Here is a 16096-nt window from a genome sequence, read left to right on the forward strand (position 1 = left end):
ATGCGAAGGTTCGAATCCTTCCTCCCCAGCCAAATAAAAGCGTGTAAGTTTTCTTACACGCTTTTTTATGCTCAGAGCGCAATAACGCTGAAAAACTTTTTTTTACCCGTCTTTACGCGTATAATCGCATAATTAGTGTCTTAGACATAGGGCAAAGGGAAGCGTAATGTTTTCTGAGCGTAAATCAAATCTAGAATCAGGTGAAGATATGGCTGCTTATGACAGTTTAATGGTGTTTACCGGTAATGCAAATCCGGAATTGGCACAACGTGTTGTCAAACATTTGGATATTTCACTCGGTGAAGCCACCGTTTCCAAATTCTCTGATGGCGAAGTAGCCATTGAATTGTTGGAAAATGTGCGTGGTCGCGATGTGTTTATTTTGCAACCTACCTGCGCGCCAACCAATGATAACCTGATGGAAATTTTGACTATGGCCGATGCACTCAAACGTGCTTCTGCCGGTCGTATTACTGCCGCGATTCCTTACTTTGGCTATGCGCGTCAAGATCGTCGTCCTCGCTCTGTTCGTGTACCGATTTCTGCTAAATTGGTAGCGAATATGTTGTACTCCGCAGGTATCGACCGCGTATTGACTGTTGACTTGCATGCCGACCAAATTCAAGGTTTCTTTGATATTCCGGTAGATAATATTTACGCTACCCCGATTTTGTTGAACGACATTAAACAACAACGTATCGACAATCTGACTGTTGTCAGTCCTGATATCGGTGGTGTTGTACGTGCACGTGCTGTTGCTAAATCTTTAAATGCTGATTTGGCCATTATCGATAAACGCCGTCCTAAAGCCAACGTGGCTGAAGTGATGAATATCATTGGCGATATTCAAGGCCGTACTTGCTTGATCGTAGATGATATGATCGATACGGCAAACACCTTGTGTAAAGCGGCTGTAGCCCTGAAAGAGCGCGGTGCAGAACGTGTACTGGCATACGCTAGCCATGCAGTATTCTCCGGTGAAGCAGTGAATCGAATTGCTTCTTCCGAAATTGACCAAGTAGTTGTGACAGATACGATTCCGTTGTCTGAAGCAGCTAAAAAATGTGAACGCATCCGTCAAGTTACCATTGCCGGTTTGCTGGCTGAAACGGTACGCCGTATTAGCAATGAAGAATCCGTCTCATATCTTTTCAATGAAGATGTGATGATTGGCGGCATGTTGTTGCCATAACCCGATGTCGTCTTAAGCTGGTCGCGGCCGATGACGACGATTTTATCTAAATTGGAGTATTAAACATGACTTACGAAATTCAAGCCTCTGTTCGCGAAGCCCAAGGCACTGGTGCGAGCCGCCGCCTGCGTCGCGAAGGCCAAATCCCTGGCATTCTGTATGGTGAAGGTCAAGAGCCTGTTGCTATCGCTGTAGACCACAAAACTGTATTCTACGCATTGGAAAAAGAATCTTTCCATACTGCTTTGATTAAACTGTCTTTGAACGGTGAAACTAAAGACGTTATCGTGCGTGACTTCCAAATGCACCCATTCCGTCGCGAAGTTCAACACATCGACTTCCAAGCTGTAAAAGCTGATCAACCTGTACGCATCCGCGTTCCTCTGCACATTGTTAACGCTGAAAACTCTCAAGCTGTTAAATTGCAAGGTGGCCGCGTATCTCTGTTGAACACTTCTGTTGAAGTAGTTGCTTTGCCTGCAAACATTCCTGCTTTCTTGGAGTTGGATTGTGCATCTGTAGTTGCTGGCGACATTCTGCACTTGTCAGACATCAAATTGCCAGAAGGTGTTGAAAGTGTTTCTCTGAAACGTAATGAAAACCTGGCTGTTGCTACTGTTACTGGTAAAAAACGCTAATAGGTAGTTAATATAAGAAAACCGTATCAGATAAATCTGATACGGTTTTTGTTTTACATATAAAATCATTTGCCATAATAAAACTTAGGCAAATGCAGCAGCATATGTACTTTATAAGATTGAAGCAATTTCATTGCGAAGTTTATTAAGAAAGCGGCCATGCCGTACCCATTGTGCGGCCGATTCATAATCCTGTTGTTCAAATGCTTGTTGTAAATCTTGATATAGGTTGCTTTGTACTTCTTGGATTTCTTGATCCAGCGCTCGGATGGCATCATGGTTTTGTTCCATTTGTGCATCCATCAATGTTTCCCGCCATTCCATCTGCTGCATGAGGAATTCTGGTGAAAACGAAGTGTGTTCAGGTGCATCAGCATCGATATTTTGGCTTTTCAAGAGATAAGCGGCTCGATCAATAGGGCTTTTTAATGTGCGGTAGGCGTCATTAATTGTAGAAGACATCATAACGGCTTGTTTCTGCTCAAAAGCTGAAGCAGAAGCAAATTTATCGGGATGAAAACGGGCAGCTAAAGCTCGATAGATCTGTTCGAGTGCTTCGGTATCAATATTGAAAGATGGCTCAAGCTGAAAGAGGTTGAAGTATTGAGACATGATATCAAAGGAAAAAATCTAAAGAAGAGGATTATTTTACGATATAATCCAGAAACTGTTTATACGAAAGGAAAACAATATGACCGGTAAGGTGCAACACAATAAAGGCAAAATACGAGACAATGCCTTAAAAGCCTTAGTCAAATCTGATTTGTTCCGACACAAAGTAGAACGAAAAAGAAAAGGCAAGGGTAGCTATAATAGGCAAGAAGCCAAAAAATGGCGGGATGGTTTTGATACTTTCTCGCCATTTTTGATATTTTAAACGTGGAAGCTCTCGCCACAGCCGCAGGAATCTTTAACGTTTGGGTTTTCAAATTTGAAACCTTCCTGTAATCCTTCTTTGGTGTAATCGACTTGCGTGCCGTCTAGATAAACCAAGCTTTTCGGATCGATATAAACGCGTGCGCCGTGTTCTTCAAAAATCAGGTCATCCTCGTTCACTTCATCGACAAATTCAAGGTTGTATGCCATGCCTGAGCAGCCGCTGGTTTTCACACCCAAGCGCACGCCCAAACCTTTACCGCGTTTGGTCAGGTAGCTGTTGATGTGTTTGGCTGCGTTTTCTGTGATGGTAATCATGCTTTTTTCCTCATTTCGCAATCATTTTCTGTTTTGTCTGCTTTTTTATTTCAGATGGCCTCTTGAACTATCAGGCCGTCTGAAAACGCTGTTTTGCCCACTCTATTGCGGCAGTAATGGCAGCTTTGGCCTGCGGACTATTTTTCCAACAGGTTGAGCCGGTTAATTGTGCGCCCTGTTCCAAAATATCGTCTAAATCCGCAACCTCCAGAGTGGCAATATCATCAATCCCATTTGCTGCAAACGCTGCAATATGGTTTTACCTATTCCTTTGACAGCAAGTAGGGATTGGATTTCTTCATCGGTAAAAGGCATATCGTCTTCTTTGATTTTGCAGGTACTGGCGCACTTATATGGCAAGTTGGGCCTATCAAGCCGATTTAGACATTAATGTCTGCAAACTAAGTATCTGGCAAACAAGGTTATTTGTTTTCCTGACGTTTGCGATAGTCGGCAACGGCTGCTTTTACCGCATCTTCAGCCAAGATGGAGCAGTGGATTTTTACCGGCGGCAGCTCCAATTCTTCGGCGATTTCGCTGTTTTTGATTGCCAGCGCGTCATCCAAGCTTTTGCCTTTTACCCACTCGGTAATCAGGCTGGAAGAAGCGATAGCAGAGCCGCAGCCGTAAGTTTTAAATTTTGCATCTTCGATAATACCCTCATTGTTTACTTTGATTTGCAGACGCATTACGTCACCGCAGGCCGGTGCACCGACCATGCCGGTACCGACAGATTCGTCGTTTTTGTCGAAAGTACCGACGTTGCGGGGGTTTTCGTAGTGGTCGATTACTTTATCGCTGTATGCCATGATGTGGTTTCCTTTGTGTTTTTAGTGGTGTAAATGGTTTGTTTACGAATATTCAGACGGCCTGAAGTTTAGATTTTGCACGCGCCGCCTTCGCAGCCGTCATCATTCTCTGAATCAACGCCGCCTTCTACGGTAACGCCGTCAAAATCTTCGAGCAGGTTGTCGAGATTGTCGAGGTCGAGTTCTTGTTCGTCCATGGGTTTGTATCCTTAATTTGAAGATTGTGGCTTTTAGGTCGTCTGAAAAGGTATATTTTTAGAGTTTCAGACGTCCTTTTTAATGTCTAAGTTGATTATCTATTACAGTTGTTTTATCAGCCATTTATAAAGGCACATTCTAAAATTGTTTGGGGTTTTCCGTTAACATTAATCGGTTTTAGTTTTGCTTGCAGGGTTTCGTATTCTTCTAAAATCAAACTGTATTTTCGAATAGGGCGGTATTTTCCTTTTAACACCTTGCGTGCCTGTCCCAAAGGTACATCCAACAATAAACGGGTGTAACTGTAACCTGCGGTTTCTACTTGGAACGTCTGGCTGATATGAACCACAGGCAAGCCATAGTAAGTACCGCTGAGTTTCAAACGGGTTTGATCAAGAATAAACGGTTTTCCATCTTCACTAAATTCCGTGCGGTGCAAAGTCATCGGAGGGTGCGCAAGATCACGGTAAGCCTTTGGCAGCTTGACTCTATTGGGATAATTCAAACGCAGGTTTTGATATTTAGAGTCTTTATCGTTCCAGTCATAGCTTACATCACTAAATGGATCCAACAGGTTTTCCAAATGTTTATCGAATTGGCAGCCATTTTCAAATGATTTGAATATAGTTGACCAATCAGATTGTGTCTGTGCTGAAACCAGCGGGGCCGAGCATAGAATCAGACAAGAAAGTAAGTGGCGTATTTTATTTTTTATTATCGTCATTTTTAGTATTTTTCTTGATGAGGTCGTCTGAAAAGGTAAAGGCCTTGTGGATTTTTCAGACGACCTTTTCTCTTGATTAATGCGCCGCCCATTCAATCGAGTTCAAATCGATACCTTCTTTAAACATTTCCCACAGCGGAGACAGTTCGCGCAGTTTGCCGATTTTGGATTTAATCAGTTCTGCTGCGAATTGGACTTCTTCTTCAGTGGTCATGCGGCCGAAGGTGATGCGCAGGGAAGAGTGCGCCAATTCGTCGTTACGGCCGAGTGCGCGCAGGACGTAGCTTGGTTCGAGACTGGCAGAAGTACAGGCGGAGCCGCTGGATACGGCGAGTTCTTTGACTGCCATAATCAGGCTTTCGCCTTCGACGAAGTTGAAGCTGACGTTCAGGTTGTTTGGAGCGCGGTGTTCGAGGTCACCGTTGATGTAGACTTCTTCGATGCCTTCGATACCTTTGAGGAAGATATCGCGCAGTTTCAGGTAGTGCGCCATGTCTTGCTCGAGTTCTTCTTTGGCGATGCGGAAGGCTTCGCCCATGCCGACGATTTGGTGGGTGGGCAGGGTGCCGCTGCGGAAGCCGCGTTCGTGGCCGCCGCCGTGCATTTGGGCTTCGAGGCGGACGCGTGGTTTACGGCGTACATACAGGGCGCCGATGCCTTTAGGGCCGTATACTTTGTGGCCGGACATAGACAGCAAATCAACTTTGGCGGCTTCAACGTCGACAGGCACTTTGCCGCATGCTTGTGCTGCGTCAACGTGGAAAATGATTTTGCGTTCGCGGCAGATTTCGCCAATGGCAGGAATATCTTGAACTACGCCGATTTCGTTGTTTACCCACATTACGGAAACGAGGATGGTGTCTTCGCGGATAGCGGCTTTCAGCACGTCTAAGTCAACCAAACCGTTTTCTTGTACGTCCAGATAAGTTACTTCATAACCTTGGCGTTCGAGTTCACGCATGGTGTCAAGCACGGCTTTGTGCTCGGTTTTCACGGTAATGAGGTGGTTGCCTTTGGATTTGTAGAAGTGCGCCGCGCCTTTAATGGCGAGGTTGTTGGATTCGGTTGCGCCGCTGGTAAAAACGATTTCTTTAGAGTCGGCGTTAATCAGGGCTGCGATGTCTGCACGTGCTTTTTCTACGGCTTCTTCTGCTTCCCAGCCGAAGCTGTGGCTGTTGGAGGCTGGGTTGCCGAAAATATCGGACAGGTAGGGAATCATTTTTTCGGCAACGCGGCGGTCAACGGGAGTGGTGGCGGCGTAGTCGAGGTATACGGGGGTTTTGACGGTCATGGTTTGCTCTTTCGTTTGGTCATCTGCCTGCGGTCTTTGCCGCAAGTCGGTTTAATGAATGTGTGTAAAAGTAACGACATGACTGCTGTCGCTGCAGTTTTTTTGTTCAATGATGCTTTGCAGCGTAACGCTGCTGAGGTAATCATTGATGGTTTTGTTTAAGTTTTCCCAAAGGTCATGGGTCAGACAGGGGGCACCGTGGTGGCAGTTTGCTTTGCTGCCGCATTGTGTGGCATCCAGTCGGTCTTCGGCTGCGGAGATGATTTGTGCAATATTGATTTGCTCGGCGGGTGCGGCAAGGATATAGCCTCCGCCTGGGCCGCGTAGGCTTTCAACCAATCCGGCACGGCGCAGCTTGCTGAATAATTGTTCGAGGTAGGACAGCGATATGCTTTGTCGTTCGCTGATGGCACTGAGTTTGACAGCGCCGGTTTGCGCGTTCATCGCCAAATCTATCATGGCGGTTACTGCAAATCGCCCTTTGGTAGTCAGTCTCATGGTGTGGTTGCCTGTGTGGGGCGTTTTTATTAGTAGGGGAATTGTCTAATATCTGAGTGTTTCAGTCAAGTATGTGGCGGTTCGGTTTGATTGTTTGTTTAAATGGTGGCATGGGCTGATTTTTAAATCGGAAAATATTTTCCTTATTTTTCTGTAATTTGGACTTAAGGCCGTCTGAAAAAAGGCTATCAACCCTACAAATATCAGGGTTAAAATGTTTTGATTTAATATTGATACTGATATAGATTATCAAAATTATTCTTAAAATTTAGTTGTTTTGATGGAGTAAAATAATGAGGTGTTTGAAATGTTCAGACGGCCTTGACCATCCATCTTTACCTTAACAGAGGCAATCGACAATGAAATGTAATTTAAGCAAAATAACCTGTATCGAAGACTTGCGCCTTGTTGCCAAACGTAAAATGCCGCGTATGTTTTATGACTATATTGACTCAGGCTCTTGGACGGAAACCACTTATCGTGAAAACACTTCGGATTTTAAAGACATCCGTTTCCGCCAAAAGGTATTGGTTAATATGGAGGGGCGCAGTCTCGAAACCAAAATGATTGGGCAGGATGTGAAAATGCCGGTAGCGATTGCGCCAACAGGTTTCACGGGTATGGCGCACGCCGACGGTGAAATTTTGGCGGCGCGTGCGGCGGAAAAATTTGGTATTCCGTTTACGCTGTCGACCATGTCCATTTGTTCGATTGAGGATGTGGCTGAAAACACCAGCGCGCCGTTTTGGTTTCAGCTTTATGTGATGCGCGACCGCGAGTTTATGGAAAACCTGATTAAGCGTGCGAAGGATGCCAAATGTTCGGCTTTGGTATTGACCGCTGATTTGCAGGTCTTGGGTCAACGCCACAAAGACATCAAAAACGGCCTGTCCGCGCCGCCGAAACCAACCATTGCCAATTTAATCAATTTGGCGACCAAACCGGAATGGTGTATGAAAATGCTGAACACGGAACGTCGCACCTTCCGCAATATTGTCGGTCATGCGAAAAACGTGGGCGATTTGTCTTCGCTGTCTTCGTGGACTTCCGAACAATTCGACCCGCGCCTGAGCTGGGATGATGTGGCGCGCATTAAAGATTTGTGGGGCGGCAAGCTGATTATCAAAGGCATTATGGAGCCTGAAGATGCGGAAAAGGCAGCGAAAAGCGGCGCGGACGCATTGGTCGTTTCCAATCATGGTGGCCGTCAGCTTGACGATACCGTGTCCGCCATTAAAGCTTTGCCTGATGTGGTCAGCGCAGTTGGTAGCGATATCGAGGTTTGGATGGACAGTGGTATCCGCAGCGGTCAGGATATTTTGAAGGCTTGGGCTTTGGGTGCGAAAGGTACGATGATTGGTCGGGCGTTTCTGTATGGTTTGGGTGCGTATGGTGAAGAAGGCGTAACCCGTGCGCTGGAAATCCTGTATAAAGAAATGGATATTTCCATGGCATTTACTGGTTATCGCAATATTCAAGATGTGGATTCCAGCATTTTGCGTTCTACGCGTTGGGCTCAAGATGAATTTTAATTTTTAAACATAAGAAAAGGCCGTCTGAAAATCTGTTTTCAGACGGCCTTTTTATAGACGGCTATTTCTCGTTTTTGCGATACCATTCGATGAAGGCATCGGGTTTGACAAAGCCTAATAAGGCTTCGCTATGACTGCCGTCGGCGCGGACAACAAACACGCCCGGAGGACCGAAGAGGCCGTATTCTTTCAGTAAGGCCTGATGGTCGGGAGTGTTGGCAGTTACGTCGATTTGGAAGAAGCGCTGCATATCGACCGCTTCGTGTACCTGCGGTTGGTTGAGCGTGTAGGCGGCCATTTCTTTGCAGGATACGCACCAGTCGGCGTAGAAATCAATCAGCACGGGCTTGCTTGGATCGGCTTTCAAGGCGGCATCCATAGCGGCTTTGAGTTCGCTGACATCGGTAAACATCTTGCCGTGGTCGGTTTCTTGTCCGGCTTCGGATGGCGGAACCAGCGTTAAGAAGTGGTGGAGGGCGGTGGTTTGTTTATTGAGGCTTTGCCAGCCAAACCATGAGCCGCCAATCAGCAGTAAAAAGCCCAATACGGCGGCAACCGTTTTCAGACGGCCTTTTTGTTTGCCGGATTTCGCTAAAAGCATAAGGGCGGGAACAATCATCAGCAAGGTGTAGAGGCTGACTACTGCGAAATAAGGCAGATGCGGTGTAGCAAGGTATACGGCAACAGCCAGCAAGATGAAGCCGAATGCGTATTTGATGCCGTTCATCCAGTCGCCTGCTTTAGGCAGGATATGGCCGCCGAATGTACCGATGATGATGAGCGGCACGCCGGTGCCGAGTGCCAAGACATAAAGCGCAAGACCGCCCAATACGGCATCGCCGGTCTGGCCGATATAGCCCAAAGCAAATGCCAGCGGAGGCGCAACGCAAGGGCCGACAATCAGGGCGGACAAAATACCCATGATGAAGACGGAAATGATTTTGCCGCCGGAGAGTTTGTTGCTTTGGTTTTGGAAATAGGATTGGACGGAGTTGGGCAGTTGGATATTGAAGAGGCCGAACATGGACATAGCCAGTACCACCATCAGCGCGGCGGCGGCAAGTACGACCCAAGGCTGTTGCAGCCATACGGTCAACAGCGCACCGGTCAAACCGGCAATCACGCCGACCAAGGTATAGGTCAATGCCAAGCCTTGTACATATACCATAGACAAGGTAAACGCGCGGCCTTTGCCGGCTTTTTTATCGCCCACGACAATACTGGAAACAATCGGCAGGAGCGGATACATACAGGCGGTAAAGCTTAAGCCCAAACCTGCGACAAAAAACGCCAACAGGTTGGCGTTTAAAGTATCCCAAGAGAGCTTGAAGCGGCTGCTGTCGGGATTGTTTGTAGCGGGCTGCGTGGGCATTTGGCCGTCTGAAGAGGCGGACGGTTGCAAGAATCGGTCTTTGGCAGAAACCGGCTCATCGCTTTGCGGCTGGTAAACCCCGTTGCCTTTTACGTCAAACTCGGTGTCCACCGGCGGATAACACACACCCACTTCGGCGCAGCCTTGATAAGTCAGTGTCAGTTTGTATTGCGGCGCGGCTTGTTTGTAAGGCAGGTCAACCTGTGCGGTATGGTGGTAAACCGTTTGTTTGCCGAAGAATTCGTCTTCTTTTTCTTCGCCTTTGCTGAATTTGGGTTCGGCCAAGACTTTGTCAGGATTGGTCGCTGCAACGATTTTGGACTGGTACATATAGTAGCCATCAGCGATTTTGAACTGCACGCTGATGCCTTGGTCGGTTACATTGACTTGAGGTACAAAGGCTTGCTCGGGGGGCAGCAAATCATTGGCATCTACTGCGAATGCGAAGCTGCTCAAGCCTAAAAATGCAATGAGGAAATAAAGGAATTTTTTCATAATATCCACGGATATGCCGTTGAGAAACCGTCATTATAAATGATGGGAAAACAATCGGCTTAATTTAAGTTAAAGATTACGCGAGTTGTCTAATTCTTTTGAATTATATCGGATTGCAGTTAACCTTACATGAGCGATAGTCTCATGTTATCGTTCAATTTATGCCAAAGGCCGTCTGAAACGTTCAGACGGCCTTTGTTGCTATTTGGCTTAACTTTAAGGATAAGCGATATAAGCGTAAGCGGAATGGTTGTGTATCGATTCGAAGTTTTCGCTTTCGACGACGAATGATTCGATGCGTTTGTCTGCAATTAACACCGTGGCCACATCACGAACCATGTCTTCGACAAACTTCGGATTTTCGTATGCTTTTTCCGTTACATACTTCTCGTCAGGGCGTTTGAGCAAGCCGTAGAGCTGGCAGCTTGCCTGTGCTTCGACGTAATCGATGATTTCTTCAATGCCTACATCCGCGTTTGCAATCAGGCTGACGGTCACATGCGAACGTTGGTTGTGCGCGCCGTATTGGGAAATTTCTTTGGAACACGGACACAAGGAAGTAACCGGAACCATCACTTTCAAGCTGTGGCTGTATGTACCGTTTTTGATTTCGCCGGTCAGGGTGACATCATAGTCAAGCAGCGATTGGATGCCGGAGACAGGCGCACTTTTCTTGCGGAAAAACGGGAAGGAAACGCTGATTTTGCCGGAATGGGAATCCAACAGGGCAACCATATCGGCGGTCAGCTTGTGCAGCGTATCGAAATCCAAAGCATCGGTTTGTTTTTCCATCAGGGCGACAAAGCGCGACATATGCGTGCCTTTTTGGTCGGCAGGCAGGAAAACCGTCATGGTCAGGCGGGCGACGGTGGATTGTTCGCCTTCTTTGCTTTTAAGCGAGATTGGAAAGCGCAGGTCTTTAATGCCGACCTGATTAATCGGCAGGTTGCGTAAATCGCGGCTGGATTGCACGTCTGCAATGGCGTTCATGCGTGGTATGTCCTTCATGATAGGATTGTTGAGATGCGTGTGGAGGGAATCGGCTCGTATCGGCCGATTTGCAAATGCGAGATTATATCACTTGCTTTATCTGCCTGCATTGATTGTTTCTATTTTTCAGATAGTGATAAAATCTTCGATTATTCACATCTATATAGGCAGAGACCAAATGAAATTCGCCACGAAAGCCATTCATTCCAGCTACGATTGCGACGAACACAACCGTGCGCTGATGCCGCCGATTTATCAAAACAGTATGTTTGCGTTGCACGAGATTGGCGAAAATGTGCCTTACCGCTACTCGCGCCTGAGCAACCCGACCCGTCAGGTATTGGAAGATACCGTTGCCGATTTGGAGCACGGTGCGGCCGGTTTTGCGTTTTCCAGCGGCATGGCGGGGATTGATGCCGTATGGCGTACTTTCCTGCGCCCGGGCGATACCATTGTCGCAGTCGCCGATATTTACGGCGGCGCTTATGATTTATTGGTCGATGTTTATCAAAAATGGGGTGTGAACGTTGTTTTTGCCGATTTGGGCAATCCGGATAATCTGGACGAGCTGCTTAAAGCGCACAATGTCAAACTGGTTTGGCTGGAAACGCCGTCCAATCCGCTTTTGCGCTTGGTGGACATCAAAGCGCTTGCCGCGAAAGCCAAAGCAGCCGGTGCGCTGGTCGGCATCGACAACACCTTTGCCACGCCGTATCTGCAACAGCCGTTGGATATGGGCTGTGATTTTGTGTTCCATTCCGCTACCAAATATTTGTGCGGCCATTCGGACGTACTGATGGGCGTAGTCGTTGCCAAAACCAAAGAGCTGGCGCAGCCTTTGCACGACATGATGGTGCATACCGGCGCGATTGCAGGTCCGATGGATTGTTGGCTGGTGTTGCGCGGTATTAAAACACTGGCTCTACGCATGAACGCCCATTGCCAAAACGCACTCGAAATCGCGCGCCGTTTGGAAGCCCATCCTGCCATTGAAAAAGTGTTCTATCCCGGCCTGCCGTCTCACGAACATTACGAACTCGCCCAAGCACAAATGCCCAAAGGCATCGGTGGCGTGGTTACGGTTTACCTCAAAAACGACACGCGTGAAGCGGCCAATAGTGTGATTAAAAACATGAAACTGGTCAAAATGGCTTCTAGCCTTGGCGGAGTGGAAAGTTTGGTCAACCATTGCTATTCCCAATCCCACAGCGGCGTGCCGCATGATGTGAAAATGGAAATGGGCATCAAAGTCGGCCTGCTGCGTTTCTCTGTCGGTATCGAAGATGTGGACGATATTTGGAACGATATTTCCAAAGCATTGGATACGACTTTGTAAATAAGGCTTAAAGGCCGTCTGAAGGTGGATAGTTTTTCAGACGGCCTTTAAATTATGGTGATTAAGATGAATATCCCTGAAAAATTTATTCGTCCATTCCCCTCTCCGGAAGAAGTTTTTTCTGAAGAGATAGAGCGACACGCGAAACATTTTTTACCCATTTGTTCGCTTAATCTTCAATTTATACGTCCTGATAGTGAAGAGTTTTGGATACATTTCGTCCAGCCTGCGGAAATTCATTCGGGTTGCGTAGGTGAGCATACATCGGCATTTCATGACCGCTATAATTTTGAGGACAGTATTTGTTTTGATGTCGATGAGAACGGTAAATATCGATTTAATGGCGATTGGCATTTTTTTATTTTGGAAAACAAGGAAATGCCGTCTGAAATTAAAACCAGAATAATGGAACAGGCGCAAAAGATTGCGGAAAAACAGGGTATGAGTTTTGATCAGGCAGCTTGGTATAAAACGCCGCATATTTATCGGCAGGATACGCAGGAAGAATTAGAAAACGTATATAGAATCAATCATCTTTGTTTTAATGCCATCAAAAATTTGTATCTGAAATATGGAAAATTCCTTCAGGGATATGTACCCATTGAGCTGGACAGTAAATATACTTTGGAAGAATTGGTTGCATTGAAGGAAGCTGCAGATTCACAATGTCAGGATGACGGGTTGGATAGAGATTTGATTGAGGATGCCGGCGGATTATCAGAGGGTATGTTGGAAGAAGGTTTTAACCATATTGATGGAATGTTCCAAGAAGAGTACGGTAATTTAGTGGATACACCCAAACGAGATGATGGAAAAGTTTTTTCTTATGTCGGCTATTTGAGCGGATATAAATTTCAGGAATATGGTTGCGATGAGTTGTACCTATTTTTTGATGCGGATAGTAAAAAAGCCGTTGTCCGTTTGGTGTACAGTTAGACGATAAAGAAGATTTCTAAAAAAGGATGAGTCATGAAAACCCTTATTTCAGCAATGATTGGTGCATTTGTATTGGTTGCTTGTTCTACGCCTGCCGATAAGCCTTTATCAAGTCAGCCACATATTTCTTCTAGCAAATCATCTGAATCAAAGCAAATGAAAATGCCTACTTTAGCCGCTAAATGGCGTGTTGTCGCTTTCAATAAATTCACTGAAAAAGAATTGGCAGATAAAAACGCCTATTTGGATTTCAGCAAAATGCCTAAGGCTTATGGCAATATGGGTTGCAACGGTATGATGTTTCAAGCGAATGTAATCGGAGCGGACAAAATTGATTTTGGCCATATTGCGGTAAGTATGATGCTGTGTGAAGACATGAAGCTGGAAGATGCGTTTTTGCGTAAACAAAGCGTGTGGAACTATCGTTTTGATGGTAACGATTTGATTTTGGAACAAAAAGGCATCAATATCCGTTTGCGCCGTGAATAATCTTAAAGGCCGTCTGAAAATAAATATTTCAGACGGCCTTTTGAATCTTTATAATAAGCCCTATTTGAAACTGATACCGAATATCAAGGAAACCTATTATGGCAGCTTCTCCAGAAGCCAAGTTTACAGAAGAAAAAGTCTTGTGGATCAAACACTATACGCCCAAGCTGATGACTTTTGCCATCAGCCGCCCTGAGTCCTACCGTTTTTCGGCAGGGCAGTTTTCGCGCCTTGGTTTCCGTGACGGCGAGGGCTTTATTTGGCGCGCGTATTCTGTCGTGTCTGCCGAATACGCCGATACGCTTGAGTATTTCGCAGTATTAATCGAAGGCGGCCCGATGTCGGCGCGTTTTGCTGCGATGAAAGAGGGTGATACTATTTTGCTGGATAAAACGGCTACCGGTTTCCTCTTGCCCGAGCGTTTCCCCGACGGCAAAGATTTGGTTATGCTCTGCACGGGTTCAGGCATTGCGCCTTTCCTCTCTATTATTGAGCAGCCTGAAATTTGGCAGCGTTTCGACCGTTTGGTTTTGGCGCATTCCGTCTCTTACGCCGACGAGTTGATTTTCAACCAGCGCCTTGCCGATTTGAAAGAGCATCCGCTGATTGAAGAATATTTCCATAAATTCACTTTTGTTCCGGTCACCACGCGTGAGGAAACGGAAGGCGCATTGAGTGGCAAACGGATTCCCGAATTGCTGAAGAATGGCGGCTTGGAAGAAAAAGTCGGCTTCAAGTTCACCAAGGCCGATACGCGCTTTATGGTCTGTGGCAATCCGGCAATGGTCAAAGACACTTTCCAAGCCTTGATGGATTTGGGCTACGCTATGCACCGCAACCGCATCCCCGGCGAAATCATGATGGAAAATGGTTTCTAAATTCATTTGCAATATACGGCCGTATATAGAAGTGTACAAACCTGCTTATAAACAGTATATTAAGCGGGTTTTTATTTTGCCTGTAATATACGGCGATATACGGAAAACCACTCAAAGCAACATTAATCAGGGGGGATTTTCTGGGGTATATTTTGTGAAGGTTAGGAAAAATGGCGGAATCCAACCGTTTGACGCAGCGGAAAATTGACACGGCAAAGCCGGGGGATAAGGCTTATAAGCTTTACGATGGCGGCGGGCTGTTTTTGTTTGTGCATCCTGCCGGTGGGAAATACTGGCGGCTGAAATATCGGTACGGTGGTCGTGAAAAGGTGTTGTCTATCGGTGTTTATCCGGTCGTGACCCTTAAGGCGGCGCGTGATGCGGCTTTTGAGGCAAAGCGGCAGCTTTATGAGGGGATAGACCCGGGTGCGTTGAAGCGATCTGCAAAACAGGCGGCGCGGGCGGCGGCCGGTGGGCAAAGTATGGTCGATTTGGGCGCAGCATGGTATGAATCGCGTGTGGGTAAGCTGGCTAAAAATACGTTGGATGGCGACAGGGCGAGCCTTGCGCATATCAATGAATTTTTCCGAAAGAATACGGATATTAATTCCATTACGGCGCTGGATATGTCTGAGTTTGTTGAATGGATGAATGCCAAGAATATACCGGCGCGTGCAACGCGTGTGATGCAGATTGCTGAAGCGGTGTGGGATTATGCTGTTCGTAAGGGCATAATTATCAGTGATAGGCGTAATCCTGTCGAAACAGCCAAAGGGTTGCTTACGCCTTATCAATCAAAACCGGAAGCGCATTTGGCTGAGAGCGAGTTGCCGTTGTTTTTTTATTCGCTCCTGAAAGATGAAAGAATTACGGCTTTGGCCAAGTATTTGGTATTGCTTACTGCGCTTATTGCACCACGGAGTGGATCGATAGTGGCCAGCCGGTGGGAAAATGTGGATTTGGATCGTAAAGTCTGGCTTATGCCGGGTGAAGATATGAAGATGCGGAATGATTTTTTGATTCCGCTGTCTGATTGGTCGGTGGCATTGCTGTCTGAGCTGCGTAAGGCAACGGGGCGGCATGAATTTGTTTTTCCGGCCATGAGGAATGATAGTGTATCGGGTACTGTTGGCGTGAAGCTTGGGCATCAGGCGATTAAGCGGTGTGGTTATGATGGGCAGACTGCCGGTAAATCGAATGCTACCATGCACGGCTTTCGGCACTTGATGACGAATATTTGCCTGGTGAACGGCAAGGATATTCTGACGATGGATTTGGCGCTTGGGCATGTGAGTAAATCGGCGTTAAAGCGAGCGGGGTTTTCTTCTTTACCGCATTATCTGACAGCTCAGGAATTCAGATTTAATGAGCGGCGTGAACTGGCGCAATGGTATAGTGATTATTTGCGCCGGTATTATGATCAGGCTGTGGCGCGGCTACATGGGGAAGGGATAACGGATTTCTTCGGTAATTGGAAGATGTTTTATCAGGATTGAGATTATGAAACAGGCCGTCTGAATTTCA

Annotated in this window: 17 protein-coding genes and 2 pseudogenes; 9 read left to right on the forward strand and 10 right to left on the reverse strand. The window is 46.5% G+C overall.

Translation table 11 applies throughout. The annotated features are described in order from the left end of the window. Positions 1-208 precede the first annotated feature (208 nt). Both HMPREF2871_RS04155 and HMPREF2871_RS04160 read left to right on the forward strand, forming a co-directional pair. A complete protein-coding gene (locus tag HMPREF2871_RS04155) occupies positions 209-1192 on the forward strand; it encodes a ribose-phosphate pyrophosphokinase (RefSeq protein ID WP_100066646.1) in 984 nt (327 codons plus the stop codon). 65 nt (positions 1193-1257) lie between these two features. Further along, positions 1258-1830 (forward strand): 50S ribosomal protein L25/general stress protein Ctc, encoded by a 573-nt coding sequence (locus HMPREF2871_RS04160; RefSeq protein WP_004519902.1) that lies wholly within the window; start codon positions 1258-1260, stop codon positions 1828-1830. 111 nt (positions 1831-1941) lie between these two features. On the opposite strand, the gene hscB is transcribed toward HMPREF2871_RS04160, so the two are convergent. Further along, complete coding sequence (gene hscB, locus HMPREF2871_RS04165; protein WP_004519901.1) at positions 1942-2442, reverse strand: Fe-S protein assembly co-chaperone HscB; 501 nt, start codon at positions 2440-2442, stop codon at positions 1942-1944. A gap of 79 nt (positions 2443-2521) precedes the next feature. On the opposite strand from hscB, the pseudogene HMPREF2871_RS04170 reads away from it, so the two are divergent. Further along, positions 2522-2744: pseudogene (locus HMPREF2871_RS04170) on the forward strand (alternative ribosome-rescue factor A). On the opposite strand, the gene iscA reads toward HMPREF2871_RS04170, so the two are convergent. The 7 genes and pseudogenes from iscA to iscR form a co-directional block, all read right to left on the reverse strand. Then, positions 2704-3024 (reverse strand): iron-sulfur cluster assembly protein IscA, encoded by a 321-nt coding sequence (gene iscA / locus HMPREF2871_RS04175; RefSeq protein WP_003685774.1) that lies wholly within the window; start codon positions 3022-3024, stop codon positions 2704-2706. The pseudogene HMPREF2871_RS04170 and the gene iscA overlap by 41 nt on opposite strands. Before the next feature lie 70 nt (positions 3025-3094). After that, positions 3095-3339 (reverse strand): annotated as a pseudogene (locus HMPREF2871_RS12090) (recombinase RecA). Between the two features lie 107 nt (positions 3340-3446). Next, on the reverse strand, positions 3447-3833 hold the full coding sequence (gene iscU, locus HMPREF2871_RS04185) for a Fe-S cluster assembly scaffold IscU (RefSeq protein WP_049335285.1): 387 nt from the start codon (positions 3831-3833) through the stop codon (positions 3447-3449). 68 nt (positions 3834-3901) lie between these two features. Continuing rightward, entirely contained in the window at positions 3902-4030 is a 129-nt protein-coding gene (locus HMPREF2871_RS12095; RefSeq protein WP_004519897.1) for a hypothetical protein, read from the reverse strand. A 116-nt stretch (positions 4031-4146) separates the two neighbouring features. Then, entirely contained in the window at positions 4147-4755 is a 609-nt protein-coding gene (locus tag HMPREF2871_RS04190; protein WP_049335283.1) for a hypothetical protein, read from the reverse strand. A 76-nt stretch (positions 4756-4831) separates the two neighbouring features. Next, positions 4832-6046: an IscS subfamily cysteine desulfurase gene (locus HMPREF2871_RS04195; RefSeq protein WP_049335281.1), complete on the reverse strand. Its 1215-nt coding sequence runs from the start codon at positions 6044-6046 to the stop codon at positions 4832-4834. Between the two features lie 51 nt (positions 6047-6097). After that, entirely contained in the window at positions 6098-6544 is a 447-nt protein-coding gene (gene iscR / locus HMPREF2871_RS04200) for a Fe-S cluster assembly transcriptional regulator IscR (protein WP_004519894.1), read from the reverse strand. A gap of 359 nt (positions 6545-6903) precedes the next feature. On the opposite strand from iscR, the gene HMPREF2871_RS04205 reads away from it, so the two are divergent. Then, positions 6904-8076 (forward strand): alpha-hydroxy acid oxidase, encoded by a 1173-nt coding sequence (locus HMPREF2871_RS04205; protein ID WP_049344453.1) that lies wholly within the window; start codon positions 6904-6906, stop codon positions 8074-8076. 61 nt (positions 8077-8137) lie between these two features. Here HMPREF2871_RS04205 and dsbD read toward each other — a convergent pair whose 3' ends face one another. Together dsbD and folE2 are read right to left on the reverse strand one after the other, a co-directional pair. Continuing rightward, complete coding sequence (dsbD, locus tag HMPREF2871_RS04210; protein ID WP_070629610.1) at positions 8138-9943, reverse strand: protein-disulfide reductase DsbD; 1806 nt, start codon at positions 9941-9943, stop codon at positions 8138-8140. Between the two features lie 216 nt (positions 9944-10159). After that, on the reverse strand, positions 10160-10933 hold the full coding sequence (gene folE2, locus HMPREF2871_RS04215) for a GTP cyclohydrolase FolE2 (protein ID WP_003685690.1): 774 nt from the start codon (positions 10931-10933) through the stop codon (positions 10160-10162). Between the two features lie 178 nt (positions 10934-11111). On the opposite strand from folE2, the gene HMPREF2871_RS04220 reads away from it, so the two are divergent. The 5 genes from HMPREF2871_RS04220 (at position 11112) to HMPREF2871_RS04240 (ending at position 16068) form a co-directional block, all read left to right on the forward strand. Then, positions 11112-12269, forward strand: coding sequence for a trans-sulfuration enzyme family protein (locus HMPREF2871_RS04220; RefSeq protein WP_049344451.1), 1158 nt, complete (start codon positions 11112-11114; stop codon positions 12267-12269). Between the two features lie 66 nt (positions 12270-12335). Beyond that, a complete protein-coding gene (locus HMPREF2871_RS04225) occupies positions 12336-13205 on the forward strand; it encodes a hypothetical protein (RefSeq protein WP_141744538.1) in 870 nt (289 codons plus the stop codon). A 33-nt stretch (positions 13206-13238) separates the two neighbouring features. Continuing rightward, complete coding sequence (locus HMPREF2871_RS04230) at positions 13239-13694, forward strand: META domain-containing protein (RefSeq protein ID WP_039862177.1); 456 nt, start codon at positions 13239-13241, stop codon at positions 13692-13694. A 98-nt stretch (positions 13695-13792) separates the two neighbouring features. Then, positions 13793-14572, forward strand: coding sequence for a ferredoxin--NADP reductase (locus tag HMPREF2871_RS04235; RefSeq protein WP_004519886.1), 780 nt, complete (start codon positions 13793-13795; stop codon positions 14570-14572). 170 nt (positions 14573-14742) lie between these two features. Beyond that, positions 14743-16068, forward strand: coding sequence for a tyrosine-type recombinase/integrase (locus HMPREF2871_RS04240; protein ID WP_049343818.1), 1326 nt, complete (start codon positions 14743-14745; stop codon positions 16066-16068). Positions 16069-16096 lie beyond the last annotated feature (28 nt).

This window comes from Neisseria sp. HMSC067G12 (assembly GCF_001812725.1).
GTDB lineage: Bacteria > Pseudomonadota > Gammaproteobacteria > Burkholderiales > Neisseriaceae > Neisseria > Neisseria perflava.